The following is a 24,989-nucleotide window of genomic DNA, read 5'->3' on the forward strand; positions in this document are numbered from 1 at the left end:
CGTCCTTTTTGTAAGGATGTTTTTTTATGTTAAGGAGGAACTAAATAATGAAAAGAATGTTAAGTGGAATTAAACCAACAGGTCGTGTGACTTTAGGAAATTATATTGGTGCTATAAAACCATTTGTTTCTTATCAAGACGAGTATGAGATGTTTATCTTTATTGCAAATTTACACTCTATGACAATTTATCAAGAACCAAAGGAACTCAGACAAAATACAAAAGATTTGATTGCTCTTTATATTGCAGCAGGGTTAGATCCAGAAAAAGTGACTCTCTTTTTGCAATCAGATGTTTTAGAACATGCACAACTTGGTTGGTATTTAGGATGCATGGTATCTATGGGAGAATTATCTCGGATGACACAATATAAGGATAAAGCATCTAAAAACGAAGTTATTGGTGCAGGTATTTTCAATTATCCTTCACTTATGAATGCAGATATCCTGATGTATGACCCTGATTATGTGCCAGTTGGGGAAGATCAAAAACAACACGTAGAACTATGTAGAGATGTTGCTGAGAAATTCAATTCACGTTATAGTGAAACTTTTAAACTTCCAGAGCCATTAATTGCAAAAGTTGGTGGAAGAATAATGGATTTACAAAATCCAACAAAGAAAATGTCTAAATCGGATGAAGCTGGTAAAGGTACAATTTATATTCTAGATGATATAAATGTTTCAAAAAAGAAAATTAAATCAGCTGTTACAGATAGTGATGGGTATATCCATTATGATCCTGAAAACAAACCTGGTATTTCTAACTTGCTAGAGATTTACTCAATTATATCTGAACGTTCAATTGATGATATTGAAAAACAATATGATGGTAAAGGATATGGTGAATTTAAAACTGATTTAGCTGAGATTGTAGGAGCAGAACTTGAGAAAATTCAAGCACGTTATAAAGAAATTACAACAGGAAGCTATTTGGATGATGTTCTAGAAGCTGGAGCCAACAAAGCAAGACCTATTGCAAGAAAAAAACTTGCAAAAGTAGAAAGAAAAATAGGAATTACTATCAAGAAGAAATAAGGAATCGTAAAAAACGATTCCTCTTTTTATATCCTATATCCATGATTTACTTTTCTCGTTCCCATAAACCTTTTCTATCTCTTATCAATGTTTTACATTTCATCATCATAATCATATCCTCAATCATTGATAACGTTGCTAAAACACTTGCAATAATCATATAAACATTTAATCCAAGACATAAACATAGTATTGGAAAACTCCATAAATATAACCCTGTTATTTTATTAAGAACAGTATGATGAAAAACAAATTGTCGATATCGATAAAAACCAATTACAATTGTTATCATCCGACCTATCGATATCATAACAAGAATATCTATCATCCATTCTTGCCACTTGAAAAGTGGAACAAAAATAAACATTGATATACATATAAAAAATAGGTCTGCAAGACTATCCAGCAATGTTCCAAAATCACTTGCAACATGTAATCGCCTTGCTAGATAACCATCACAAATATCACTTAATCCACACAAAAAATAAATAAGTAAAAAGAATGGTGAGAAAGGTTCAATTCCTAACAACATGCCTGATAATAAAATTCTTAAGCTTGTTATGATATGAGGAATCTTCGCCATACTCTCACCTACTCTTTCTTATCATATAAAGTCTTTCACAATTTGTGCAACCTCTTCAGCACGACTAAGAACAGTTGGATGTTGACCATCTTTAAACAAATATGAACTCCCATGCATAACATCTTTGAGGATATCATCAAATTCATCTTTGAGATTTTGTCCTAGCATTTCATCATTAAGACTCCCAATCAGTAAAAGTGGATTTTTTATACTCTCAAATGAATCATGAAAAAGCGGTTCTTGTGATTGTGCTAATGAAACAAGTGATCTTGTATTCGCCTCCACAACCGACAACCAATCTTCACCCTGACACCATTCATAAAAAAGTTTAGCATCTGCATCTTTTATAGAGAAATTCCTTTCAGCCAGCAAATCATCAGCAAAACCTTCTCTTAAAGTTCTTCCATCAAAACTATCAGCAATCACCTTTCCAATAAGTTCTGGTTTTTTCATAACAACATGAAGTGCAACATATGCCCCTCCACTTGTTCCTAAAAGATGAACTCTATCATAAGATAAATGTTCCAATAGAGCAATTGTCTGCAAAGCTTGATCTTCCCATAATTGAATTGGGAATTCTTTCACTCTATCTGATTGTCCATTCCCTAAAAAATCTATCAAAATGCATTGAAAACAATCTTGATATAAAGGTAAAATCATCTCAAACATCTTTGATGATGCTGTATCTCCATGAAGGAATAATAATGGTTCTCCTTCCCCTATAACCTGATAAAAAATATTTTTTGATTGATATTTAAAATATGACATCATTGTCCTCCTAATCTTTTCTTTAACTGTTATGATTAGCAAGACTTATTACACTTAAGCCTTGCTTAGTGCAATAACATCCATATACCCATATAATCAACTCCTTTTTTCTATTATAACAATCAAAAAGAGAAACAGCAATACTATAGCTATTTCTCTTTAATTTCTTTGATATCTTTAATTTGTGATATTCTTATGACTTTCTTTATTTCCTTTTTAGATTTTTGAATGACAATCATCAGCCATTCATCATCATAATCTTGAATAACCCCTATTGTACTATAAGCAATATCAATCATCCATGATGGCTCTTGTAAAACTATTTCACATCTTTGATGAACAAAATCCTTCAAGCGTTCTTGTATTAAAATGACTTCTTTCACATCCTTTTTTGTCGTTGTGGGTGCTTTCACAACACGTAAAATGTTTAAACAAACCAAAAGAATAATAATCAATAAAATCTCTATCATATCTTTTCCTCCACAACTTCAAAACCATTCACTGTTGCCAAATCAACTAGTTTTGTCACAGTTTCCTTTTTAAACAATGAACCTGCACTCTTTCTTTGATATTGAATTTTAATCCAATCCTCATTCATATCAATAATTTTAGCCTTAGGAGTCGTTGTTGTATCAAACAATAACGAACCATCACTACATTCTAATATACATGTTTGTCCAACCAAAGAAAACAAAGCATGCAGATCTTTCTTTGCTTTCTCCTTAATAATAACCTCTACATCATTCTCAGTTAAATCATCTAAACTCACATTATAGAGATTAGCAAGCATTCTCGCTTTATCTAAAGTTGGAATTCCTTGATCACTTTCCCAATTAGAAATAGTCTGTCTTGTCACTGAAATCAAATCAGCTACCTCTTGTTGACTATATCCATGTTTTTTTCTTAATCGCATTAATTTCTCACCTAACATAATTAACCTCCAACATATCTATATTATAAAGAAAAAAGACATAATTGCCTAGCAAATCTCTTTAGCAATATGTCCAATTCTTTTCACATTTAACGCTTTTGTATCAATTCACGATACAATAATTCATGTAAAGAAGAATATCCTTTTTCAATCTTATGCTTTAAAGCTAAATATTGTTCACTTGGACCTTCTTCATGGATATTTAATTGTTCACATAATTCTAAAAACAGTTCATAGTGAACAACAAAGATTTCATCAATTACCTCTTCAATACAAATCTTTCTCATTCTTTCTTGCCTTGTTAATCCAAATTCCTTTTCGTATGCTTCTTCAAGAATACGATATTCAAAATGAGTATAACCCACTGTCTTAATAATTTCATTAATAATTGTTCTTTGTGATAATAGAACTGTTCCTCTTCGACGAATATTTTGATCCCTTGTCTCTATGACTACACTATATTGACCATCACCTACAACAAAAATACTATCTTCTATTCCTTCTAAAACCATTTGACAATAAATAAAATCATGTAATTGTTCTTGACTCACACGATAAATCGGCAAATAGTGGAATTCTTCATAACAGTCATCATCCTGCCACTCATAGGGTTCTAACAGTTCTTCATCGTCATACACCATATTCACTAAAAACATAAACAACCCCCTATATTTCATTTTATTCTAGTATTCCTTAAAAATGCGTTATTATAATTCTTTCTATATTTTTTTAATAAATTCATATATAATATATGTATATGATAAAAATAGGAAATAACTTACAATTTTGAAAGTCATTAACTTAAAAATGTAAGAATCAATTATGGTTAGATGTTTATTTTCTATATATACTATAGATAGGAATAAGGGGGAATCAATATGGAAGTCTTACAAAATATAATTGTTTATGCTATTTTAGGAGCTATTCAAGGGTTTAGTGAACCAATTCCTATCTCAAGCAGTGGACATTTGGTTATTTTTAAAAATATCTTTGAACATTTTGGATGGAATTTTCCTACCACTGATATCACTTTTGAGGTGCTTGTCAATACTGGTTCTCTATTAGCTATTATGTTCTATTATCGAAAAGATATAGCTAGATTATTTATGTCTTTTTTTGGTTATATGTTCAAAGCAGAAAAACGTGATGAACTGCTTCCAGATTTTAGATATTGCATGCTGTTGATTGTTGCAACAATTCCCGCTGCTATTGGTGGTGTATTGTTTAATGATTATATTGAAACTGCTTTTTCTAATGTAAAACTGGTTGGTGGAACCTTATTAATTACTGCTGTTTTCTTAATGCTTATTCATAAATATGGTTATAAAGGAAAACGCACAAAAAAGAAATTGAACCTATGGGATGCATTACGTATGGGTTGTTTCCAACTGATTGCTTTACTTCCTGGTATTTCAAGGAGTGGATCTACCATTACTGGTGGAATGCTTGGAGGCTTGGAACAAAAAACAGCAAGAGACTTTTCTTTCTTTATGTTTATGCCTGTCAGTTTAGGGGCAATTATTCTAAAGATCAAGGATTTTGTAGCCAGTCCAACACTAGCAACTCTATGGTTACCTTATTTGATTGCTTTTATTGTAAGTGGTATTGTCACATACCTAGCATTACAATTATTATTCTCATTCTTAAACAAACGTAAAATGAATTATTTTTCTATTTACTGTTTTGTCATGGGGTTATTTGCACTCATTGTTCTTTAAGAAAGATGACTTTAAGGTCATCTTTTTAGTTATAAAGAAAAGGAGTTCATTTTAACCCCTCATACATGCAATAAATAATGTTGTAACTTTTTTAAATATATTTTATAGTAAAAAATAATCTTGTTTATGTTTTTGAAACATTTCTTGGGACTTTGTTTTAAGTCCTTTTTCTTCTAATAAATGAATATATGAAATATCTTTTTCTGCTAAATAATCTAAATTAATCCATTTGCATTGATAATCTTTTTGATTATGTGTTGGAAACAACAAAGAAGATTCAAATACAATTGGATTTTTATATTTATGATTCTTACGACTCATTCGTTCTAAATCGCGAGAACTTTTCAGAATAATTTCATAATGCCCATCAGCATAATATATGCGGATATATCCATTATAATTTTCTATTAAAATAGCAATTCTATGACTTAACTGCGATAACTTCAACTTCAATAAGAGCTCCTTTTGGAAGTTTAGCAACCTCTACAGCACTTCTTGCAGGATATGGTTCCACAAAATATTCAGCATAAATTCCATTTACAGTTACAAAATCATCCATATTATCTAAGAAAACAGTTGTTTTCACAACATTAGAAAAATCCAAACCTTGACTTTCTAATAATCCTTTGACATTATCCAATGATTGTCTTGTTTGTGCTTCAATTCCTACAGGCATTTCTCCAGTTGTTGGATTTAAAGGGATTTGCCCAGAAAAGAAAATCATATTTCCCATATCAATACCTTGACTATATGGTCCAATAGCACCTGGTGCTTTATCTGTTTTTACGGCTTCTTTCATTATATATTCCTCCTTAACATATTCTTATTATAACAAATATTTATATCCTCGACTATACTCCTTTTGGCAAATTAATAGTCTTATTCCCCCTTAAGAGAACAATACTCTAAATATCGTAAAAATAACATATTCACAATCAAGAAAAAGTGCCCAGTACAACAATAGCTTTTATCTTGAAATCCAGTATGAAAATAACTTGTCTTAAATCCAATAAATTCATCTACATGCAAAGATAAAAGATTTTGATTGTCCATTGCAATTCCAATAGTTGAGATATGCATTTTTTCTAATACTTTTGACAAGGTGACAATTGTTTCATTATCTCCTGATAAAGAAATTAAAATAAACAAGTCATCTTTTGAAGCATTATTTAGTACTGTATCAAGTTCACTTCTTCCTTCAATAACATGCATAATTTTATGACGATAAGCAAATTCACGATTAAATTCCTGGGCAGCATGAAATTGCACTTCACCCGTACTATAAATATAAATACGTCGTGCTTCATCAATCAGTTTAAGAACTTGATCCAAATCCTTATTCTCCATAATATCCAGTGTTTCTTTTAATTCATCAGCAACTTTATGCATAATTTGACTATCAAAATCAAATTGTTTTTTCATACTCCATTTCAAATGAATCTTTAATTCACTATATCCATCTAAACCTATCTTTTTACAGAAACGAATAATACTTGTATGAGAAACATTACATGTTCGAGCAAGTTCTTGAATAGACATTTTTTGGCAATCACTTTTATGATGATAAATATATTGCCAAATATATAAGTCATTTTCGTTCAATTGATCATAATGACTATTTACCATCTCATCTAACATCACTTGTCATCTTCCTTTCATGATAATCTAAATACTTTACAAGTATAAAATCTATTAAAATAAAATAATTAACTAAACCTTCATGTCTTGGTCCTAAAGGATTTAATAAATTAGGAACTTCAACATAAAATGATTCATTTGCAATATGTGATAATGTATTATCTTGAGTTGCAGTAATCGCAATAATAGGAACACTTTTTGCTTTGAGTTTTTTAGCAAATTCTATAATTTGTTTGTTTTCTCCAGAATATGAAACCATGATAATCATATCACGGCTTGTCATCATTTCTTCAAATGCATAAGTCTCATTCATAGAACGAATTGTAAAAAAGAGTTTTCCAACTTCTAAAAATGATCTCTTAATTTCTGCAGCAACATTATTTTGAATACTCCCACTTCCATAAACATATGCATTTTCTGCCTGATCAATAATTTCAATAACATGGGTGATATCTTTCTCTTTAATTTTATCCATAAAATTGTGATATGTCTGATAAACCAATTCTAGCCCTGTCTGCTTATGCTGATATGTTTGATTATCAATACGTAGATAAACCTTAAGCTCAGTATATCCTTTTAACCCAAGTCTTTGTGAAAAACGTAAGATTGTTGTTCTAGAAACATGACAATGATTAGCTAAGTCATCAATGGATAATTTTTCACATTCTTTACGATGAGCACTAATGTATTGCCAGATATAGAGATCATTCTCATTTAAGCGATTATAATTTTTATTAATTAACTCTTCTAAGCGCATTGTCATTCCTCCCACTTATTTCCATTATATCATAAAGATTTGTACATATATATGTCATTTTTCATCAAAAGAAAAAGCAAGATACTTTCGCTGATTCTTGCTCAATAAGGTGGAAATGTTTAAAGTTTTAAAAATGAAAGAAGAAATAAAATTTCTAAACACATAGGAATTTGACTCCTTCTTTTCATTTATTTATGCTATACCCTCAAGTAAGAACTCTTTTGCTCAGCTTCTTGCTTTTGAGTGTTGTTTTTGAAAATGATAATAAGCACCAATGAGATTAGCGTCATTATGATGAGCACAAGAGATTATTTCTAAAGGAGGAATTGGATATGGTAATGAATCATAGAAATTTTGCAAAGCTCTTTGAATCCCACTAACAAAGATAGGATTTTCAGACACACCACCACCTAAACAGACACGCTGTGGATCAATGATTAATTGTAAATTCATTAATTGAATAACGACATCATAACAGTACTTCTCAAACATTTCGACAGCTTTTTGATCACCTTGTTCAATCCATTCAAAAACTGTTTTCCCATCACTTGGTTCAATACCTTTCATATCACAAACGCGTTTCACAAATCCAGGAATACCCGCTATATTTCCAAACACTGCATCATGACCATATGTTTTTAAATCTTTACATATTAACATCGATACTTCTCCAGAAAGTAAATGTGTTCCTTTATAAATATCACCATTGATAATAAAACATCCACCAACACCTGTTCCAAATGTTAAGACAATTCCATTTTGAATACCTTGCATATGTCCACTTGTCATTTCAGCAAGGGCTGCACATCTGGCATCATTTTCAACTTCCACTTGAGTATGCAATTCATCTTCATAATACTTTTTAATATTTAACTGATGATGATAAGTCAAAGAACCACCCTGATGTACGAAACCTGTTTTGGTATTGATTGTTCCTGGTAACGATAAACAGATACCACCTTTTTCATCACTTTCATGACCCCATATTTCCTTAATGACTGCTAGAAAATCTTCTTTCGTTGTCCGTGGTGTTGGTTTTTTCCCTTGTGATAATATATTAGCTTTTTCATCTAACCATGCATATTTAATAAAGGTTCCACCTGCATCTATACTTAAATACTTCATGATAAATCTTCTCCATTCGTTGCAATGACTTTTTGATACCAATAATAAGAATCTTTCTTGATACGCTTTAAAGTTCCATTCCCCTGATTATCTTTATCAACATAGATAAAGCCATAACGTTTCTTCATCTCACCAGTTCCTGCACTTACAATATCGATAGGTCCCCACGCTGTATAACCCATCAAATCAATATGTTCAGCTTCAACTGTTTTCTTCATCATATCTAAATGCTGACGTAAATAATCAATACGATAATCATCATGAATACATCCATCTTCTGTTAACTGATCATCATATCCTAGACCATTTTCAACAATAAATAATGGCTTTTCATAACGCTCATACAGTTCCTTCATTAAGAAAGACAAACCTTGAGGATCAATTTGCCAGCCCCATTCACTGGCTTTTAAATAAGGATTTTTAAGGCCTTTGACAATATTTCCCTGAGTTTCTTCACCATTATTATTACGTGAAACAACTTGTGATGAATAGTAAGAGAACCCAATATAATCGACACATCCCTGTGACAAAATTTCCTGATCTTCTTTCGTCACATTAATCTTCACACCATAACTCTTAAAATAAGCTGGATAATGTCCACGCACATGGACATCACAGAAAAACAATGTCCCATCTCGTAAATAGTTTTGTGCAGCTGCAACATCTAATGGATGTGGTGTTTGCGGATAACCCACAGTTGTCATTACCATACACCCCACCTGGTTTTGAGAATCAATAGAATGTGCAAGTCTAACAGCCTTGGCACTTGCAACAAATTGATGATGCAAAGCCTGATAAGCAATACTTTTTTCATCTTCATCTGCCTTAATAATCACACCAGCAATGGCAGGAATATGAATTGTACTATTGATTTCATTAAATGTCATCCAATATTTCACAACACCCTGATAACGTTCAAATAATGTTTTGGCATAATGAACATAAAAATCAATTAATTTCCGATTACGCCAGCCACCATATTTTTTAACAAGCTCTAGTGGCATTTCATAATGGGAAATGGTCACAACTGGTTCTATTCCTTTTTGATGAAGAGTTTCAAACAAACGGTCATAAAATGCTAAACCTTTCTGATTTGGTTCCTCTTCATCACCATGAGGAAAAATACGACTCCAGGCAATCGAAACCCTTAAACATTTGAATCCCATTTGCGCAAATAAATCTGTATCTTCTTCATAACGATGATAAAAATCAATGGCTTCATGATTTGGATAATAACAATCTTCCTTGATATCCATTGTCATTTGACGAGGATGATCTTTATCTCCAGCTGTGATAATATCCATAATTGAAAGACCTTTCCCGTCTTCATTATAGGCGCCTTCACACTGATTGGCAGCTAAGGCTCCACCCCATAAAAAATTTTCCTTTAACATTCTTTCTTTTCCTTTCCTGTCATCCTATCCAAGAAAGCAACACTCTCTTTAAAAACCTGCTTAGATTCTTCTGGATATTTGACAAAATTGAATTGAAATTCATGTGGCATATCATCATAAAAACGACTTTTCACATCAATCCCCTTTTCTTCTAAAACTTTGACTAATTTTTTCCCTTGCCACATAAATGAGAATTTTTTCCCATCACAGATATAGGCTGGAGGAAAATGACTGTTAATATTGATAAGTGGTGATGCCAGAACTTTTTCCTGTCTTTTCATCCATGATTTATGTCCAAGATATGACCACCCAATATATTTTAAAAATGTTTTTAACTGTCTAAATTCTTCTTTTTGTAAATCTTCTGTGAAATCATAAGGTCCACAGAATAATAGCAATCCTTGAATAGGTAAAGAATTATGAAGTTTTACTTTGCTTTGACTTGCTAATGTTTCATTGGCATCCATTGTTGCATAACAAGCTGAAATATTTGCTCCAGCTGAATCGCCACCTAAAAAAGCACCCTCTAAATTAATCTGATAGTTCTCTAACATAAACGTTTTTGCATAACATAACATTTCATCCACTTGACGAATTTGGACTGGAAATGAATATCGTGGTGCATAAGCATAATTCATTGCACATACAGCATATCCTTGTTTTGCTAACATTGGTCCAAAATTTTTCATACCGGCACTTGTTCCAGAAATGAATGATCCCCCATGAACCCAGACAATCACATGTCTTACAGGTGTCAGAGGATCATAATAGAAATCAAAGGTAGACTGGGGATAGGCAGAAGGATAAGGGAGGTTGGTCTTGATTATCAACCCAGTCTTGATTTCATTGATATTTTTTGGCCCCTTTTCTGTTTGTTCTTCTTTCTTAAAACGTAGGAGCCAGACAAATGGATAAGGTGTCAATACGAAGATATAAACAAAGAATAATAAAATTGTTATTATGATTATCCACATATCAATACCTCCAATTTCTTCATTATATTTTGTGCCATAATTTTACCTGCTTCCTCATTAGGATGCAGATAATCACCATTATGATATTCATTCTTGATTTGCTGAAATTCATTTAATAGCCATTCATCAAAAGAAAGATAATGTACATAGTTTTTAGCCAACCAATCATTGATCTGCTGACGAAATTTCTCTTTTGCTATAGAAGATGCTTCAGCTGCCATAAAAGATGTCATCCCCAATACCAATGTTTTTTCACTTGGAAATAATGTTTGAATATACTGATAACCATGCAGCATATCTTCAAAGGCTGGAAATTCCTGAATATTTGCACAGAATGTTCCTGGCTGATAAAGATCATTGACACCAATAGCCAAAATTAATGCCTGACATGAATGACAAGTCAATACATCTTCATAAAATCTTTTGATTCCTGGTTTTCCAAAACATTGTTTATCAAGAGGAATTTGAGTGTAAATTTTATGTTTTAAATGAATATCTTCATGATATTCTTTTGTAATATTGACATTCTCTAGTTCACGCAATAGACGATTTCCACCAATCCCTAACTGTAATAAAGCATATCCTCGCTCTTTTAACATTTGAGAAAGTGATGTTGTCCAGTGTCCCTGTTCTGTAATAGAATCTCCAAAAGCAACAATACATCCTTTAAGCGCTGACCCAGAAATATCAATACTTCTTAAAAGATAAATCAGTGGAGAAGAAGATGTCATATTGTCATATGACTCTAATCCAAAGCCTGATGCACAGAGATAATCATCATTGGTTTCAATCTCATAAACCAGATGAACATCTCCAGTAAAATCAAGGCTACTGATTTCATCTGTAGTTAACATCTGCTGAGGTTGCAATTGATACCTTGTTTGCCCTTTAAAAGTAACAGGTATCTTTTGACTCTTATCACAATAACAATAAACATTCTTAATGATTACTGGCTGACAATCATAACATGTCCCAAATGTGAAACGTAGTGCTATACACCTTGGCATGTCATGAATATCAATTTGAATTTGTGGTGGACATTTTTCTGGCATGAAGCCAACACCTCGTTGTGCTCTTGCCCACCATGTGATCCAATTATTCATTTTCTAATTTTTGAGCAGCAGTTATCTGCTCTAATTCATATTCTCTTTTGTCAGCGACTTTTAAGAATGGATACCACATTAAGAATGTAATTGCAAAACAGATGACCATTAAGATTGTATAATTTAAACCTCCTGATAAAGGCATTTTAATAAAGATTGGTGTTGTCCAAGGTAATAATGCCATTGTAGGATTTAAGTTAATAGGTAAGACTGTTGCAACTAATCCCCATGTCACAAAGCCACAAATAATTTGTGTAAAGCATTGTGGAATGAAGAACATTGGATTTAAGATAATTGGCATACCAAACATAATTGGTTCTGTAATGTTGAATATTGAGGGAATAAAAGATAATTTTGCTAATTGTTTAAATTTTGCTGATTTTCCTTTAAACATTTTCATAATAATAAGACCTAAGAATCCTGATGCCATCATACCGCCATAAATGACTGATGGTAATAAATAAGGTAACTCTTGACCATTTTGATAAGCAGTAATATTTCCCATGACCATTGTCAAACTAATAACTCCTAAAGGTCCTTGTAACACTGCATTGTGAATACCAAAGAACCATAGAATAGCAAGCAATCCCATAATGATAATAATAGATAATGGACTGGCCGTTAATGACATCAATGGTGCATTAAGAACCTGAATAAAGAAATTAATCATATCTCCTGCAGATGTATAACTGAATCCAACACGAATAATAAACGCTAAGACAAAGATAATTGTTACAACAAAGACAGGGGATAATGATTGAGAAACCATTGGTGGAACTGTATCTGGTAATTTGAATGATAAGTTCTTAGAAGATAAGTAAGCATATAATCTTGTCACAACCAAAGCAATAATCATTCCAATAAATAAACCTTGTCCTCCTAAATAATCCAATTTTAAGGCATTGATTGTTGATTCAACCAATTTTCCATCCTGCATAGCAGAAGTTGTCATTGTTTGAGGCATAATCATAATAAAGAAAGCTAAAGAGATAATTGCAGAATTCTTTTCATTTGTTCCAATACGACTTGCATAAGCCATAGCTAATGAATAAATGACATACAACGTTAAAACACCAGTTGCGCCATTGGTAATGGCATTGACATGCTGCATAATTCCAATACTTTCTAAATACTGTGTCCACCCTGGCACAGGGAAATTTCCTACAATTGTAATCAATGCAATTCCTAAAGTAATAGGACTTGTTCTTATAAAACCTTCCATTAATGCCCCTAAGATTTTGTTCTTTGTTAATTTCTCAGCTAATGGCATTAATTTATCATTAATGATTTGTTCTAATTTGTTCATCTTTTTCAATCCTTTCTTCAATTGTAAAGTCACATCGATATGGCCATATATTGTAAACGCTTTACTTTATTGCATGTTCATTATATAATAGTTCTCACATGCAATATATCATTATTTTAATATTTATATTAGATATTTAAGGAGGTTTCTATGAATTTACAAACATTACAAAATATCTTTGATTGTTTTTATCAAAGAACTTATATTCCTTTTTCTATCGTGAAAGATGATCAACTCATTTTTCCTGAATACTCCCCATTATTTCATTATCGTCAAGACTTGCAATATCTTTATATCAATGATGAATTTCCCTTACATATCACTAATAATTATCAGTTTCTTGGTGCCTCTTTTCTTTACCCTATAAATCAAGAAACATATCGTATTCTCATTGGTCCCTGTTTTGTCTTAGGTTCACAGATTAAAGATCAATATATGAAAGAATTAACTTATCGTATTTCAAGTGAATCAACAGAAAGTTTTACATCTTTTTGTCAAAATATTTATACTTTACTCACAACACATTCATTAAATGAAAATCAGATTCCAATCAAATATCTACGCATTAATCATGATAAGCTGACGCCTAAAGAAATCTTTGAAAAGAATCTTTATGAACGTCGCAGTGAAGATGCAACACGTGACTCTTATCAATTTGAGCTGCGTTTTCTCGATTATGTAAAACGGGGACGTAAAGATAAAATTGATTGGATTTTTAAGACAATTGATAAAACCTATACTGTTCATCTTGCTGATAATTCATTAGATACAATTAAAATCAAATTTATTTCTCTTGTAGCTCTTTTAACACGTCTTGCGATTGATGAAGGCGTTCCATTAGATAGTGCCTTTAGTCTTTCAGACTCACTGATTCAAAACCTTCCCAATATGAGATCATCTCAAGAATGCTTAAAATATATAAAATATGCCAGTTATGAATTTATTGAACTGATTCATCACACATCTAAGCAATGTTCATCCCTTATCAATCAATGTATTCGTTATATTGATACACATATTTATGAAAAAATTACACTACGAGATTTAGAGGATACAACAGGACACTCTTCGGTTTATATTTCCTCTCGTTTTACACTGGAATTAGGATTAACTTTTTCACAATATCTTTTAAATAAAAAAATAGAAGAAGCAAAACATCTTCTCCTATTTACAGATCATAGTTACCAGGAAATAAGTACTTTACTGAATTTTACAAGTCAAAGTCATTTTACTCAGCGCTTTAAACATGTCACAGGTCAAACCCCCAAAGCTTATCGTGATATGAATTTTAAATATTTATAGTTGTTCAAATGAATGAAACTAAAATAATAAGATTTGTAGTTAGTCTAAAATATAAACATTATATTTCTCATCACCATTTGATATTCTTGATTTATTGTCTATCTTGAAAATATCACTCTTACAAGTTTCATAAAACAACCAGGAAAGACAAGGCTATTCATTCATAACAAAATATGGTGTGTTTTCAAAGTTATATAAGCAATACTCACATTCTTACATCTTTCATGAATGGTGCCACTGCCCCTATCATTCCTGCCTGATTATGAAGATAACATGTTTGAATACGTGGCATATTAACCAGGCTTAAAACATGATAATCCTGACAGATTTGCTGATAATCTGCAATAATATTTTTCATAACATCACCATTTGAACTAATTCCACCTCCAATAAGAATCACTTCTGGTGCAATCGTCACAGCAATATTCATGAGTAATACAGCCACACTATGATAAAACTCTTTTAAACATTCTTCAGCAATTGTATCACCCTGCTTTGCTCGAATCATAATTTCCTGTGCATCTAAAACACGTTCATGAACACGGTAACTATAATGACGACAGAGTCCTGCAACTGTAGCTGCATGGTAAGAAAATGACTGTTCATCATAGTGACCTTTTTGATGTCCTGCTAAAGAAATTCCAAATTCTCCAGCTAAACCACCAAATCCACGATAAAGTTTTCCATGAATATAGATAGCACCACCAATCGCTGTTCCTAATGTCAAACATACGAAATTATCAATATCCTTTGCTGCTCCCTGCCATTTTTCTGCACAAGCAGCTGCTTTCCCATCATTTTCAATAACAACAGGTAAGTTTAAATATTCTTCAAATTCTTTTTTCATATTGCGATGGAAAAAACATTTGATTGCTCCACTGGTTTGCATATATCCATCAGTTCTCACAATCCCAGGCGTACTAATACCAACTGCCTGGATAGAATAATCTGAATGTTTCAATAGAAAGTCTTTCACCTGCTGCATAAGAGCTTCTCTTTCTTTAGCTGTTTCTTCATTCTTACTCAGACATACTTTCCCTTCTTCATTAATGATTCCCATTTTTATATGAGTTCCACCAATATCTATACCTGCATAATATTTCATAATAATGCCTCTTTTAATTCAAATGTTTGAAATGGTTTTAACTGTTCCAGCAACAACATCTCATCCTCTTTGATTCTTCCAACAACATTAATTCTTGGATCACCAGCTCTATCTTTTAACGCAATTTGAATCTCTGCTTTGTATTGACCATAATTATCATTTAATACCAATATATCTCCTCTTTGAATATTTCTGATATGCTGATGTGCCAAAATTGATTCTTTGGCATATTTTTGTTTATGATGTGATGAACGAATCATGTATTCAGAAGCATCACCACGATAATCATGAATTGTACAGACCATTTGTTTTTCTTGCTCACTTGCATCTTCATTAAAAGTAACATGAAGATAATCTACTGATGTTGACATAACTTTTTGTACTATCTTTAATTCTTCTTCGCTTGCAAATGCATTTCCTATAATGATATCATCTACACATTTCAACATCTTCATATGTCTAGCCTGTATATCAATTGGAAGATCTCGATGATCTTCTAAAGTACAAAGTCCATCTGATATAGCCCATGGTGTCACTTGTGCAGTTTGTGATGTGATAAAGGCAGCAGTTTGGATATGCGCATTTTTAAAATGTCTTAAACAGCTTTGAAATGTTTCCAATGATAAACCTGTGTAACGTTGTGGATAAAAGTTAAATGAAGCACTTAAATTTTGATATTGTGGAAGATAATCTTGGATAAGATTGAAATAATGAGTGTCATTGCTCATATTCACATCAATTGTGATTCCATAAGGGTTATGTGTCATCATGGCTTCTGTTCTTCCATTATATCCACTATCTAATCTTAAAATCTTAACACCTATATCATGAAAGTAAGATAAATCATCTTCTTTCATTTTTAGATAATCAAAAACCATTGGATGAATATCAAGCATCACAAGCATTCCTAATTCATTCGCAAAAGCCATACTTTCCTTTAATCTACGAATAGATTTCTTAGGATCTTGAATATCAATTTGTAACATACTCATAAATACTTTTTGATAACCGTATCTTTGAGCTCGTTTTAAGTATGCAACATCTTCTTTAAATGTTGTCTTATCTGGATACAAAGCGATACCTATCATAATAAATACCTCCTTCTTATAAAAAGAGTTTAACAGACTCTCTCATAGACTTTTATCATTATCTTCATATTTATATTATAATTTTAAGATAATTAGAAAAGATAAGTATTAAGCCATTTCATAAACAGCTGTTATTTTTGATGTATTAAAAAGAATCATCTATTAAAGAAAATAGTTGAATGAAATAAACATTCAACTATTTATATTAAAAGATATAATTGATTTTTGTTAAGATATCTCAACAAGTTGATCTAAACTTTTACCAAGTGCTTTGTTGTTTCATTCACTTGTGAATCTTTCTTGCATCAATGATTGTATTTGTATACGAAAACACATATCCATTAAAATATCTATTCTTTTCCACCAACAGTAGAATATAATTGATTTGTTCCTTTTTTCAAAGTCTTAATCCCTTCATAAAGACCATTCATAGCATCATTAACTCCAGAGTTCCCATCTTTAATCGCTAATGCTCCTTTTAAAAGACCTGCTTTGATTTCATCTAGTTTTTGAATACCTACATAAAGTGTATTCATTCCCATTAATAAAGGTGTACTTGTTTGATGTAATTGTCCTAAGCTTTGCATTAATGTTAATGATCCTTCTTTAAGAGAACCTCCAACTTGACTTAATTGACTTGAACCATTATAAAGTTCATGAATTCCTAAGGTTAGTTTTTTAGCTCCATTATCCAATGTTTCACTTCCATTTTTTAATTCCTTTGCTCCACTATTTAATGCCATTGTTCCTTGATAAGCAGTTTTCACTCCTTGTACATATGTCACAATACCATCTTTTTCTTTTTGGATAACTCCTATCATCCCATTCATTCCCTGTTCTAAGGCTTTAGCAGCTGTTGGTAATACTGCTAATGCTTGGACACCTGCATCAATATATTGATAATTTTGATTCAATTGCGACAGACCAGTGGATAACTGACTTGTATAGTTTTTCATACCTGTGATAGTTGTAGAAGCTCCATCTAATGCTGTACTGGTTGTGACATATGCACCTGCCATTGCTTGAATCATACCTTGAGCATTAGGCAAAGACAAAGCTGTACCTGGATCAGTAACCAATAACTGTGCAAACTGATTTAATTCCTGTGAACTATATGCTGTTTGTTTTAAACCATTAATTGTTGTTTGTAATGTTAAAACAGTAGTATCTATTCCAGTTGCAACTTGGCTCATTCCATTGATAGTTGTTTTCACAGTTGTAGAGCCTTGCATCAATTTTTGAATATCTGTTTCGCTAGGAACAACATTCAATCCTTGTTTTAATTGTGTTAAACCATCAACTATCATATCAGGTGCTGCCAAAAGTGCTTTTGAATTCTCATCCAGCATCTTCATACCATCATTCAATGTTTCTGTCCCATCACTCAATTTCCCTGCTCCATTAGACAAACCAGATATTCCCTGCTCTAAAACAGATGCACCTTGATCAAGAACTTGAATCCCTTGATGCATCCCATTGACTGCAGTTGTGTATCCATACACGCCATTGTATAATCCATCTGCACCCTGTTTCAATAATGATACTGCTCCTGTATACTTTTTCATCCCTTCATGAAGCTGCCCAGTCCCTTCACCTAATGCACTGACACCTTGAGTATATTGCTCAATTCCTGTATATAAACCTTGACTGCCATCTTTTAATGTTGAGGCACCATTAACAATTTTTTCTGCTCCTTGTTCTAAGGCAACTGCCCCATCATTCAATTGACCAGTCCCCCTTTGCAATGCATTCAAAACCATACCACCACCTGTAACACTACTTACAATCAAAACAGCTGCTGTAGCGCCTCCAATAATTATTTTCTTTCTCTTATTTAACACCATATTTCTTTCCCCTTTCCTTGTGGATATTGTTTTAAACAGTAAATTGAAAATTTATTTTCATATCATTATTTCAATTAATAAAGCCTCCTCTCTCATCATGTAAGTGTTTTCATTGCCCTTTTAATGCATTTAGTATATAATAACTATAATTTCATTTATATTTATATTTTTTTGTCTATATCATTATTTTATTATTAATTAAGGAGTTTAAAATGGATGCACTTATCTCAATTATTGATGAATTATATAACACTCAGCATATCCCTTGTGCCATTTTTGATGAACAGTTACAGCTTATTCATCCTCAAATTACAATGATAGATTTAAGAGAGTTTCTGCATGATGTTTTTTCAATGACACATCATCATGCTCATATTCTTGTCTATGATCATCGTGTTGCTTATGCACGTTTACAAGTTACCTTTGAAAAACAAACATATATGATTGTATGTTCCTGTATACTCAATGATTTACAAAATTCACAACAACTGCTCCCTGATAGTTGGACACAGATTATTCCTGAGTCAATGATTCGTTCGCACATCGCTTCGCTCCATCTCATGACATTTCAAAGTTTTATAAAAATGCTTTATGAAATATGTACACATCAATACCTGTCCTTACAAGATATCCATATTGACTATATCAACAAAAAACAGATACAGAAAAAAGACGATATTTTAACACATCGTCGTATAACACAAGAAACTCCTGATTATTATCACTTTGAACAACTTTTATTAAAAGCATATCAAGACGGTCATTTTTATAAAGTAAAATCATTATTATCAGAAATAGATGTTTTTGAATCTCAAAGATTAACCCAAAATATCTTACAGGATTTAAATTATAAGTTCATCAGCTTCATAACTCTATTAACACGTATAAATATACAAGAAGGAGTTTCTAGTGAATTAGCATTTTCTTTATCTGATTCCATTCTTAATAAATTATCCTCTATTCATAATGCTCATGATCTCATTGTTCTTTTTCAGCAATCTATTTATGATTTCTATCAGCAAATGAATAACGCTAAGAAAGAACATTACTCACTCCACATTTATAAATGTATACATTATATTGATACACATTTATATGATAAACTTTCTTTACATAATTTAGTAGAACATAAAGGATTGTCAGAGAGTTATCTCTCTGTTGCATTCAAAAAAGAAGTTGGTGAGACAGTTACCAATTATATTCAAAGAAAAAAGGCAGACGAAGCTGCCCGTTTACTACTATTTACAAATAAAAGTCATATTGAAATTAGTTGCTTATTAAATTATAGTTCACAAAGTAATTTTATTCAAATCTTTAAAAAATATAAACTTATGACTCCTAAACAATATCAGCAATCACATCTCAAAGATCATTGATCTCACTATCTCAAAGTTTGCATAATAGCATCTCTGATAGCAAGATATCCCTGCATATTAGGATGCAACCCATCAAATGTAAATTCATTCTTTAATTCTCCATTCTCATTCATCAAATAAGAATTGACATTGACAAAAGTAATATTTTCTTTTGTAGCAAGTTCCTCAAGCATTTTATTTAATGAGTTAATTGTTTCATTATCTCTATCCTTTAATTGAAATTGATCATATAAAGATTCTCTTTCACTTTTATTAACAGGATAAACAGCCTGTAAAATGATATGTGTATGAGGACTTTTTTGTTTTGTCAAAGTGATCATCTTGTGAATATTATTAACTATCTGTTGATTATCGACTTTTTGAGAAATATCATTAATTCCCATTAACATAACAAGATTTTTAGGTTCCATAACAAGTACAGTCTTATCAATTCTTGTCAGCATCGTTGAAGTTGTTTCAGCACTGATTCCACGATTAATAACAGGTATACCAGTCTGTTTAGTGTATATGGAATATAAATCTTCAACAGGACATAATTCTGTGATAGAATCACCAAAAAAGACAGTTGTTTCTTTCATTGAAGTTACAGATATCTCTTCATAGTTCTTTGTTTTGTGTATGATTTCATTCTCTCCCATAGTTGCGACTCCTTGAAATACAAAAATAAAAACTATAGTTATAAGAAGAATTGGAATCAACATACACACAATTCCTACTATCCAAGTTTTTTTCTTATTCATTTTTTCTCCCTCCATCTATAATGATTCTAAAGAAAGAAAATATTTTTTTATACCTTGATTTTAAGATAAATAACAGAATTTTAAGATAAAATGAGCAAAACATATGTTTGCTCATTTATATTTTATAATAGCTGATGTCTGAATAGTAACATCTTGATGACTACAATATTCAGTTATTTTATAATCTTTAGGATCTACAATCACAAGCATTGTAATATCATTAATCCCTTTTTGCTCAAATCCAGCTTTATCATATGAAATCAATAAATCCCCAATTTTAACTTCATCGCCTACTTGAATAAAGGTGTCGAACCCCTCGCCTTCGAGATTGACAGTATCTAAACCAACATGAATAAGAATTTCCATTCCATCCTCATTTTCAATTCCAACAGCATGCTTTGTATTATCCATAACCATTGTGACTTTTCCATTACATGGTGCGTAGATTTTCCCCTCTTTAGGCTGAATAGCAATACCATCACCCATCATCTTTGTTGCAAAAACTTCATCAGGTACATCTTCTATAGCAATACTTTGACCATTGGCCATTGCATAAAGTGCTTTTGTTTTTTTCTTAAAGAATCCCATATTATTTTAACTCAGGCCAGAAATCTTTATTTGCTTCTATCATTTCATCTAAAATTTGTTTAGCAACTTTAGCACTTGGAACAATTTTTGATAAAGTCATTGCTTGCCACATCTTTTGATAAGAACCTTCAATCCATGCTTCAACAACTAATTTTTCTACAGAAACCTGTTGTTCCATTAAACCTTTTTGGAATTGAGGAATAGCACCTTGAACAACTCTTTCATATCCATTAATACCAACATAACAAGGAATTTCAACCATTGCAGTTCTATCAAAGTTTTCAACTGCTCCTTCATTAGGAACAATCAATAAGAATTTTTCTTTTGTATTTGTAGCAAGTGCACAAGCTAAATCAACAATATATTCAGCATGAGCATCTGGTTCAAATCCACCATCTTTTGCTGTTCCTTTATCAATAATATTTTGGCAAATCGTAAAGATATTCTTTTCACGATGTTCCATAACTTCATTAGCACGTGTATGATTTGGATCTGAATGTTCAACAACATAATCAGGATATAAGTAATATTTTAAATAAGTGTTTGGAATTGTATCTGGATCTAATGCATAAACATCTTTTGCTTTAGAAAATGTTTCTATCCAACTTTGTTCAACATGTTGATTTGTTTTAGATAATGCATCAGCAAATCCATTGGCAGCCACATGTTTTTTAATTTCTGGCATCAAATCATTTCCATTTTGATCTTTAATTGAATGCCACCAACCAAAGTGATTTAAACCATAGTATCCAACATCTAATTCTTTTCTTGAACTTAAACCAATCATTGAAGCCATTTTCTCTTCTAAATCAATTGGCATATCACAAATATTTAAGATTTTAGAATCAGGACGTAATCTTCTCGTTGCTTCTGCAACAATAGCAGCAGGATTTGAATAATTTAACATCCAAGCATTAGGAGAATATTTTTCCATATAATCTAGAATTTCAATAACTCCACCAATTGAACGCATACCATAAGCAAGACCTCCTGGCCCACAAGTTTCTTGTCCAACAACACCATATTTTAATGGGATTTTCTCATCTTTTTCACGCATTGCATATAACCCAACACGGATATGACACATCACAAAGTCTACATCAGTAAATGCAGTTTCTGGATCTGTTGTGTAACCAAATTCTACTTCAGGTGCATTTTCTTTTAAATAAATTTCACAAGCTTTTGCGATTGTTTCTTGTCTTTCTTTAAAGTTATCATAGAATTGAATCTTTCTAATTGGGAAACGATCCATGTGTTCTAATAATAATAAGCAAATCCCTGGTGTAAATGTACTTCCTCCACCAGCAATTGTAATTGAATATTTTTTTTCTTCCATTTTCTTTCTCCTCCATTTTTTTACATTAATCTTATAGTTGCAAATAAGCTAATACAGCTTATCAACATAACAAGTAAACTTCCTCCACCATTATAGAGAGCTTGCTTGATTGTTGATGATTTTATTGATTTCAAAACTGGAATATCATAGTATTGAATAGCTCGATAGAAAACATATAACAACATAGTGAAATAGAATAAATTCATTGTTAAGGCTTGTGCTATCAACAGTAATGCCATATTTATAATTGCAAATTTTATATTTCCTTTGATTAAATTCTTTTGAATTAATTGAACTAGGTAAGCAATATAAGGATTTAACATAGCAATTAAGAAAATCACTGTGATACTTGGATCTTGACTAAGAACTTCTTGAAAACTCATCGCATTCATTGAGGCTTTCAGCGAAATATATAAATAACATATTAAAGGAGTCAATGCTAAGAACACTTTTGTAATCATGAAATAACGATTTAATTTCTTAAGTTTTAGATCTATTTTTTTCTTTCGAGCCATTTTAACTACCCTCTTTCTTTATAAGAACCCTTCAAATTCTTCTCTAACGCTTGGAACTTTTAATCCCACAATAACCTGAATATTTGTTTTGGTTGCTTTGATACCATGTGTCCCAATGCCTTTAAAATATGAATCTGTTTTGACTAAACTTTCATCTTTTACATTAACACGTAGACGAGTTGCACAATTAGTGACATCAACAATGTTGTCTTTTCCACCTAAAGCATCTAAAATCATAAAAGCCAAACTTCCTTTAGGAGCCGCTTGTTTTTCTTTAAAGTCAGCTTTATTATGGAATGTAATTTCTTCATCTTCTTCTCGACCTGGTGTCGCAAAATTGAATTTTAAGATTAAGAATCTGAAGACTACGAAATAAATACCTGTAAATACCAAACCTACCACTAGTAATGTTAAGTATGTTGGCCAATGTGCTGCCATTAATGGAATAAAGTTTAATGCTGATATTTCAATTAATCCACCTGACATCGCCCCAACAACTCCAAACATATATGCAACAGTTGCGAGAGTTGCTGCAAGGACTGCATGAACAACAAATAAGACTGGTGCAATAAATAAGAATGTGAACTCAATAGGTTCTGTAACTCCACAGAATATTGCTGTTAAAGTGATAGGAACGAGCAATCCAGCAATTTTCTTTTTCTTACTATCTTTAGCTGTAAAATAGAATGCTAAAGCGATACCAGGACATCCAAATATTTTTGACAATCCTGTTAATGTTGGCCAAGCATATGGTGCTAATGTTTTTAATGATTCAGTGCTTGCTGCTAATTCTGGTAATTGTGTAGCCCATGTTGAGAAGACTCCTCCATTAACAACAGCTGAATCATAAAAGAATGGGAAATAAAGTAAGTGATGTAATCCAAATGGAATGAGAATACGTTCCATAAATATAAATATCCATACACCCATAGCTCCAGCTCCAGTGATAAATCCTTGGAATGCCCTCATTCCAGATTGAACCATAGGCCATAAACTTGCTGATAAGAAAGCAACTGGCAATAAAGCAAAGAATCCCACAATCACAACAAATGATGAACCACTGAATGTTCCCATCCACTCTGGTAACTCTGTATCAAAGTAACGATTGTGTAAGAAAATAACAATTCCTGAAATCATTAATGCTCCAATCATTCCCATATCTAGAGTTTTAATATTGGCTACCATTGTTAAACCACTTGTTCCTCCAGCTTCAGCTGCAAAATCAACTCCGAATGTTGTTCCCCATTGGCTTAAGATTGTACTTAAGAAATATTGGAAAGTTAAGTAAAGCACTAAAGCTTCCATACAACATCTAGCTTGTTGTTTTTTAGCTAACCCAATTGGTAATCCGACAACGAATATTAATGGTAATTGATTAAAAACTGTCCATCCACCTTGCAAGATGATGTTCCAGCACTGATACCATAAACTCTCTGTACTTGCAAGACTACCCATAATAGCTTCAGTTGTAAACAATGTTCCAACACCAATCATTATCCCTGCAAAGGCAAAGAGTAAGACTGGTGTAAACATCGCTCCACCGAACCTTTGAATTTTCTGCATCATATCGTTTTTCCTCCCTTGTGATATCTCTTGCACGTTTATAGTAACCCCTTACAAAATAAGTTTCAATACTTTACAACGACTTAGGGACAAGGCGCATTCTTAATGATTTATCACATTATCCGTGAAATTTCACACACAAAAAAAGCGTTGATTTTATCAACACTTTTCGTTATATACAAATAATAGAAATATTAT

General features: G+C 31.9%; 26 protein-coding genes and 1 other annotated feature (1 of these 27 cut by a window edge). Of the genes, 4 read left to right on the top strand and 22 right to left on the bottom strand.

Annotation, left to right across the window (positions count from 1 at the left end; translation table 11 throughout):
- Positions 1 to 10 (top strand) — a binding site (T-box leader); it begins 191 nt to the left of the window's first position.
- Positions 11 to 47: 37 nt separating this feature from the next.
- Positions 48 to 1,037 (top strand): tryptophan--tRNA ligase, encoded by a 990-nt coding sequence (gene trpS / locus GQF29_RS03705; protein WP_008788120.1) that lies wholly within the window; start codon positions 48 to 50, stop codon positions 1,035 to 1,037.
- A 46-nt stretch (positions 1,038 to 1,083) separates the two neighbouring features.
- On the opposite strand, the gene GQF29_RS03710 is transcribed toward trpS, so the two are convergent.
- From GQF29_RS03710 to GQF29_RS03730, 5 genes are all read right to left on the bottom strand, one after another.
- The gene (locus tag GQF29_RS03710; protein ID WP_008788119.1) at positions 1,084 to 1,620 is read right to left on the bottom strand and encodes a CDP-alcohol phosphatidyltransferase family protein; all 537 of its coding nucleotides are present in this window, start codon (positions 1,618 to 1,620) and stop codon (positions 1,084 to 1,086) included.
- A 21-nt stretch (positions 1,621 to 1,641) separates the two neighbouring features.
- On the bottom strand, positions 1,642 to 2,388 hold the full coding sequence (locus GQF29_RS03715; protein WP_008788118.1) for an alpha/beta fold hydrolase: 747 nt from the start codon (positions 2,386 to 2,388) through the stop codon (positions 1,642 to 1,644).
- A gap of 149 nt (positions 2,389 to 2,537) precedes the next feature.
- Positions 2,538 to 2,858, bottom strand: coding sequence for a hypothetical protein (locus tag GQF29_RS03720; protein ID WP_008788117.1), 321 nt, complete (start codon positions 2,856 to 2,858; stop codon positions 2,538 to 2,540).
- Positions 2,855 to 3,319, bottom strand: a complete 465-nt coding sequence (locus tag GQF29_RS03725) for a helix-turn-helix transcriptional regulator (protein ID WP_008788116.1) — start codon at positions 3,317 to 3,319, stop codon at positions 2,855 to 2,857. The genes GQF29_RS03720 and GQF29_RS03725 overlap by 4 nt, the downstream gene beginning before the upstream one ends.
- A gap of 89 nt (positions 3,320 to 3,408) precedes the next feature.
- A complete protein-coding gene (locus GQF29_RS03730; protein WP_017144128.1) occupies positions 3,409 to 3,975 on the bottom strand; it encodes a hypothetical protein in 567 nt (188 codons plus the stop codon).
- Between the two features lie 222 nt (positions 3,976 to 4,197).
- Here GQF29_RS03730 and GQF29_RS03735 point away from each other — a divergent pair, with 222 nt between their 5' ends.
- Positions 4,198 to 5,037 carry an undecaprenyl-diphosphate phosphatase gene (locus GQF29_RS03735; protein ID WP_008788114.1) on the top strand — a complete coding sequence of 280 codons (840 nt, stop codon included), beginning with the start codon at positions 4,198 to 4,200 and terminating at the stop codon, positions 5,035 to 5,037.
- Positions 5,038 to 5,139: 102 nt separating this feature from the next.
- Here GQF29_RS03735 and GQF29_RS03740 read toward each other — a convergent pair whose 3' ends face one another.
- The 9 genes from GQF29_RS03740 to GQF29_RS03780 all read right to left on the bottom strand — a co-directional run bounded on the left by GQF29_RS03740 (position 5,140) and on the right by GQF29_RS03780 (position 13,334).
- A complete protein-coding gene (locus GQF29_RS03740) occupies positions 5,140 to 5,490 on the bottom strand; it encodes a hypothetical protein (protein ID WP_017144127.1) in 351 nt (116 codons plus the stop codon).
- The gene (locus tag GQF29_RS03745) at positions 5,459 to 5,836 is read right to left on the bottom strand and encodes a RidA family protein (protein ID WP_008788112.1); all 378 of its coding nucleotides are present in this window, start codon (positions 5,834 to 5,836) and stop codon (positions 5,459 to 5,461) included. The genes GQF29_RS03740 and GQF29_RS03745 overlap by 32 nt, the downstream gene beginning before the upstream one ends.
- A gap of 80 nt (positions 5,837 to 5,916) precedes the next feature.
- Complete coding sequence (locus GQF29_RS03750) at positions 5,917 to 6,675, bottom strand: MurR/RpiR family transcriptional regulator (RefSeq protein WP_008788111.1); 759 nt, start codon at positions 6,673 to 6,675, stop codon at positions 5,917 to 5,919.
- Complete coding sequence (locus tag GQF29_RS03755) at positions 6,665 to 7,432, bottom strand: MurR/RpiR family transcriptional regulator (RefSeq protein ID WP_008788110.1); 768 nt, start codon at positions 7,430 to 7,432, stop codon at positions 6,665 to 6,667. The genes GQF29_RS03750 and GQF29_RS03755 overlap by 11 nt, the downstream gene beginning before the upstream one ends.
- A 225-nt stretch (positions 7,433 to 7,657) precedes the next feature.
- Positions 7,658 to 8,557 (bottom strand): ROK family protein, encoded by a 900-nt coding sequence (locus GQF29_RS03760; RefSeq protein ID WP_008788109.1) that lies wholly within the window; start codon positions 8,555 to 8,557, stop codon positions 7,658 to 7,660.
- Positions 8,554 to 9,951 carry a 6-phospho-beta-glucosidase gene (locus tag GQF29_RS03765; RefSeq protein ID WP_008788108.1) on the bottom strand — a complete coding sequence of 466 codons (1,398 nt, stop codon included), beginning with the start codon at positions 9,949 to 9,951 and terminating at the stop codon, positions 8,554 to 8,556. The genes GQF29_RS03760 and GQF29_RS03765 overlap by 4 nt, the downstream gene beginning before the upstream one ends.
- Positions 9,945 to 10,925, bottom strand: coding sequence for an alpha/beta hydrolase (locus GQF29_RS03770; protein WP_008788107.1), 981 nt, complete (start codon positions 10,923 to 10,925; stop codon positions 9,945 to 9,947). Before GQF29_RS03770 ends, GQF29_RS03765 begins: the two co-directional genes overlap by 7 nt.
- On the bottom strand, positions 10,916 to 11,977 hold the full coding sequence (locus tag GQF29_RS03775; RefSeq protein ID WP_236916379.1) for a GDSL-type esterase/lipase family protein: 1,062 nt from the start codon (positions 11,975 to 11,977) through the stop codon (positions 10,916 to 10,918). Before GQF29_RS03775 ends, GQF29_RS03770 begins: the two co-directional genes overlap by 10 nt.
- Positions 11,978 to 12,020: 43 nt before the next feature.
- Positions 12,021 to 13,334, bottom strand: a complete 1,314-nt coding sequence (locus GQF29_RS03780; protein WP_008788105.1) for a PTS sugar transporter subunit IIC — start codon at positions 13,332 to 13,334, stop codon at positions 12,021 to 12,023.
- Positions 13,335 to 13,484: 150 nt separating this feature from the next.
- On the opposite strand from GQF29_RS03780, the gene GQF29_RS03785 reads away from it, so the two are divergent.
- Complete coding sequence (locus tag GQF29_RS03785) at positions 13,485 to 14,636, top strand: helix-turn-helix domain-containing protein (protein WP_008788104.1); 1,152 nt, start codon at positions 13,485 to 13,487, stop codon at positions 14,634 to 14,636.
- Positions 14,637 to 14,841: 205 nt separating this feature from the next.
- On the opposite strand, the gene GQF29_RS03790 is transcribed toward GQF29_RS03785, so the two are convergent.
- From GQF29_RS03790 to GQF29_RS03800, 3 genes are all read right to left on the bottom strand, one after another.
- Positions 14,842 to 15,741, bottom strand: coding sequence for an ROK family protein (locus GQF29_RS03790; protein ID WP_008788103.1), 900 nt, complete (start codon positions 15,739 to 15,741; stop codon positions 14,842 to 14,844).
- The gene (locus GQF29_RS03795) at positions 15,738 to 16,829 is read right to left on the bottom strand and encodes a DUF871 domain-containing protein (RefSeq protein WP_008788102.1); all 1,092 of its coding nucleotides are present in this window, start codon (positions 16,827 to 16,829) and stop codon (positions 15,738 to 15,740) included. Before GQF29_RS03795 ends, GQF29_RS03790 begins: the two co-directional genes overlap by 4 nt.
- 350 nt (positions 16,830 to 17,179) lie before the next feature.
- Positions 17,180 to 18,673, bottom strand: coding sequence for a hypothetical protein (locus tag GQF29_RS03800; RefSeq protein ID WP_008788101.1), 1,494 nt, complete (start codon positions 18,671 to 18,673; stop codon positions 17,180 to 17,182).
- Between the two features lie 212 nt (positions 18,674 to 18,885).
- Here GQF29_RS03800 and GQF29_RS03805 point away from each other — a divergent pair, with 212 nt between their 5' ends.
- Positions 18,886 to 20,049 carry a helix-turn-helix domain-containing protein gene (locus GQF29_RS03805; protein WP_008788100.1) on the top strand — a complete coding sequence of 388 codons (1,164 nt, stop codon included), beginning with the start codon at positions 18,886 to 18,888 and terminating at the stop codon, positions 20,047 to 20,049.
- Between the two features lie 5 nt (positions 20,050 to 20,054).
- On the opposite strand, the gene GQF29_RS03810 is transcribed toward GQF29_RS03805, so the two are convergent.
- The 5 genes from GQF29_RS03810 to GQF29_RS03830 form a co-directional block, all read right to left on the bottom strand.
- Positions 20,055 to 20,789: a GDSL-type esterase/lipase family protein gene (locus GQF29_RS03810; protein ID WP_017144126.1), complete on the bottom strand. Its 735-nt coding sequence runs from the start codon at positions 20,787 to 20,789 to the stop codon at positions 20,055 to 20,057.
- Positions 20,790 to 20,900: 111 nt separating this feature from the next.
- A complete protein-coding gene (locus tag GQF29_RS03815; protein WP_008788098.1) occupies positions 20,901 to 21,377 on the bottom strand; it encodes a PTS sugar transporter subunit IIA in 477 nt (158 codons plus the stop codon).
- Between the two features lies 1 nt (position 21,378).
- Positions 21,379 to 22,713 carry a 6-phospho-alpha-glucosidase gene (locus GQF29_RS03820; RefSeq protein ID WP_008788097.1) on the bottom strand — a complete coding sequence of 445 codons (1,335 nt, stop codon included), beginning with the start codon at positions 22,711 to 22,713 and terminating at the stop codon, positions 21,379 to 21,381.
- Between the two features lie 20 nt (positions 22,714 to 22,733).
- Positions 22,734 to 23,228, bottom strand: coding sequence for a hypothetical protein (locus tag GQF29_RS03825; protein ID WP_008788096.1), 495 nt, complete (start codon positions 23,226 to 23,228; stop codon positions 22,734 to 22,736).
- 18 nt (positions 23,229 to 23,246) lie between these two features.
- The gene (locus tag GQF29_RS03830) at positions 23,247 to 24,794 is read right to left on the bottom strand and encodes an alpha-glucoside-specific PTS transporter subunit IIBC (protein WP_008788095.1); all 1,548 of its coding nucleotides are present in this window, start codon (positions 24,792 to 24,794) and stop codon (positions 23,247 to 23,249) included.
- Between the last annotated feature and the right edge of the window lie 195 nt (positions 24,795 to 24,989).

The organism is Coprobacillus cateniformis, from assembly GCF_009767585.1.
Lineage (GTDB): Bacteria > Bacillota_I > Bacilli_A > Erysipelotrichales > Coprobacillaceae > Coprobacillus > Coprobacillus cateniformis.

Coding starts and splice junctions, on each gene's coding strand:
- GQF29_RS03745 (WP_008788112.1), bottom strand. CDS start 5,836: ATGAAAGAAGCCGTAAAAACAGATAAAGCACCAGGTGCTATTGGACCA.
- GQF29_RS03720 (WP_008788117.1), bottom strand. CDS start 2,858: ATGATAGAGATTTTATTGATTATTATTCTTTTGGTTTGTTTAAACATT.
- GQF29_RS03760 (WP_008788109.1), bottom strand. CDS start 8,557: ATGAAGTATTTAAGTATAGATGCAGGTGGAACCTTTATTAAATATGCA.
- GQF29_RS03795 (WP_008788102.1), bottom strand. CDS start 16,829: ATGATAGGTATCGCTTTGTATCCAGATAAGACAACATTTAAAGAAGAT.
- GQF29_RS03815 (WP_008788098.1), bottom strand. CDS start 21,377: ATGGGATTCTTTAAGAAAAAAACAAAAGCACTTTATGCAATGGCCAAT.
- GQF29_RS03830 (WP_008788095.1), bottom strand. CDS start 24,794: ATGATGCAGAAAATTCAAAGGTTCGGTGGAGCGATGTTTACACCAGTC.
- trpS (WP_008788120.1), top strand. CDS start 48: ATGAAAAGAATGTTAAGTGGAATTAAACCAACAGGTCGTGTGACTTTA.
- GQF29_RS03775 (WP_236916379.1), bottom strand. CDS start 11,977: ATGCCAGAAAAATGTCCACCACAAATTCAAATTGATATTCATGACATG.
- GQF29_RS03820 (WP_008788097.1), bottom strand. CDS start 22,713: ATGGAAGAAAAAAAATATTCAATTACAATTGCTGGTGGAGGAAGTACA.
- GQF29_RS03825 (WP_008788096.1), bottom strand. CDS start 23,228: ATGGCTCGAAAGAAAAAAATAGATCTAAAACTTAAGAAATTAAATCGT.
- GQF29_RS03730 (WP_017144128.1), bottom strand. CDS start 3,975: ATGTTTTTAGTGAATATGGTGTATGACGATGAAGAACTGTTAGAACCC.
- GQF29_RS03790 (WP_008788103.1), bottom strand. CDS start 15,741: ATGAAATATTATGCAGGTATAGATATTGGTGGAACTCATATAAAAATG.
- GQF29_RS03800 (WP_008788101.1), bottom strand. CDS start 18,673: ATGGTGTTAAATAAGAGAAAGAAAATAATTATTGGAGGCGCTACAGCA.
- GQF29_RS03785 (WP_008788104.1), top strand. CDS start 13,485: ATGAATTTACAAACATTACAAAATATCTTTGATTGTTTTTATCAAAGA.
- GQF29_RS03755 (WP_008788110.1), bottom strand. CDS start 7,432: ATGCGCTTAGAAGAGTTAATTAATAAAAATTATAATCGCTTAAATGAG.
- GQF29_RS03715 (WP_008788118.1), bottom strand. CDS start 2,388: ATGTCATATTTTAAATATCAATCAAAAAATATTTTTTATCAGGTTATA.
- GQF29_RS03780 (WP_008788105.1), bottom strand. CDS start 13,334: ATGAACAAATTAGAACAAATCATTAATGATAAATTAATGCCATTAGCT.
- GQF29_RS03735 (WP_008788114.1), top strand. CDS start 4,198: ATGGAAGTCTTACAAAATATAATTGTTTATGCTATTTTAGGAGCTATT.
- GQF29_RS03770 (WP_008788107.1), bottom strand. CDS start 10,925: ATGTGGATAATCATAATAACAATTTTATTATTCTTTGTTTATATCTTC.
- GQF29_RS03765 (WP_008788108.1), bottom strand. CDS start 9,951: ATGTTAAAGGAAAATTTTTTATGGGGTGGAGCCTTAGCTGCCAATCAG.
- GQF29_RS03750 (WP_008788111.1), bottom strand. CDS start 6,675: ATGTTAGATGAGATGGTAAATAGTCATTATGATCAATTGAACGAAAAT.
- GQF29_RS03725 (WP_008788116.1), bottom strand. CDS start 3,319: ATGTTAGGTGAGAAATTAATGCGATTAAGAAAAAAACATGGATATAGT.
- GQF29_RS03805 (WP_008788100.1), top strand. CDS start 18,886: ATGGATGCACTTATCTCAATTATTGATGAATTATATAACACTCAGCAT.
- GQF29_RS03710 (WP_008788119.1), bottom strand. CDS start 1,620: ATGGCGAAGATTCCTCATATCATAACAAGCTTAAGAATTTTATTATCA.
- GQF29_RS03810 (WP_017144126.1), bottom strand. CDS start 20,789: ATGAATAAGAAAAAAACTTGGATAGTAGGAATTGTGTGTATGTTGATT.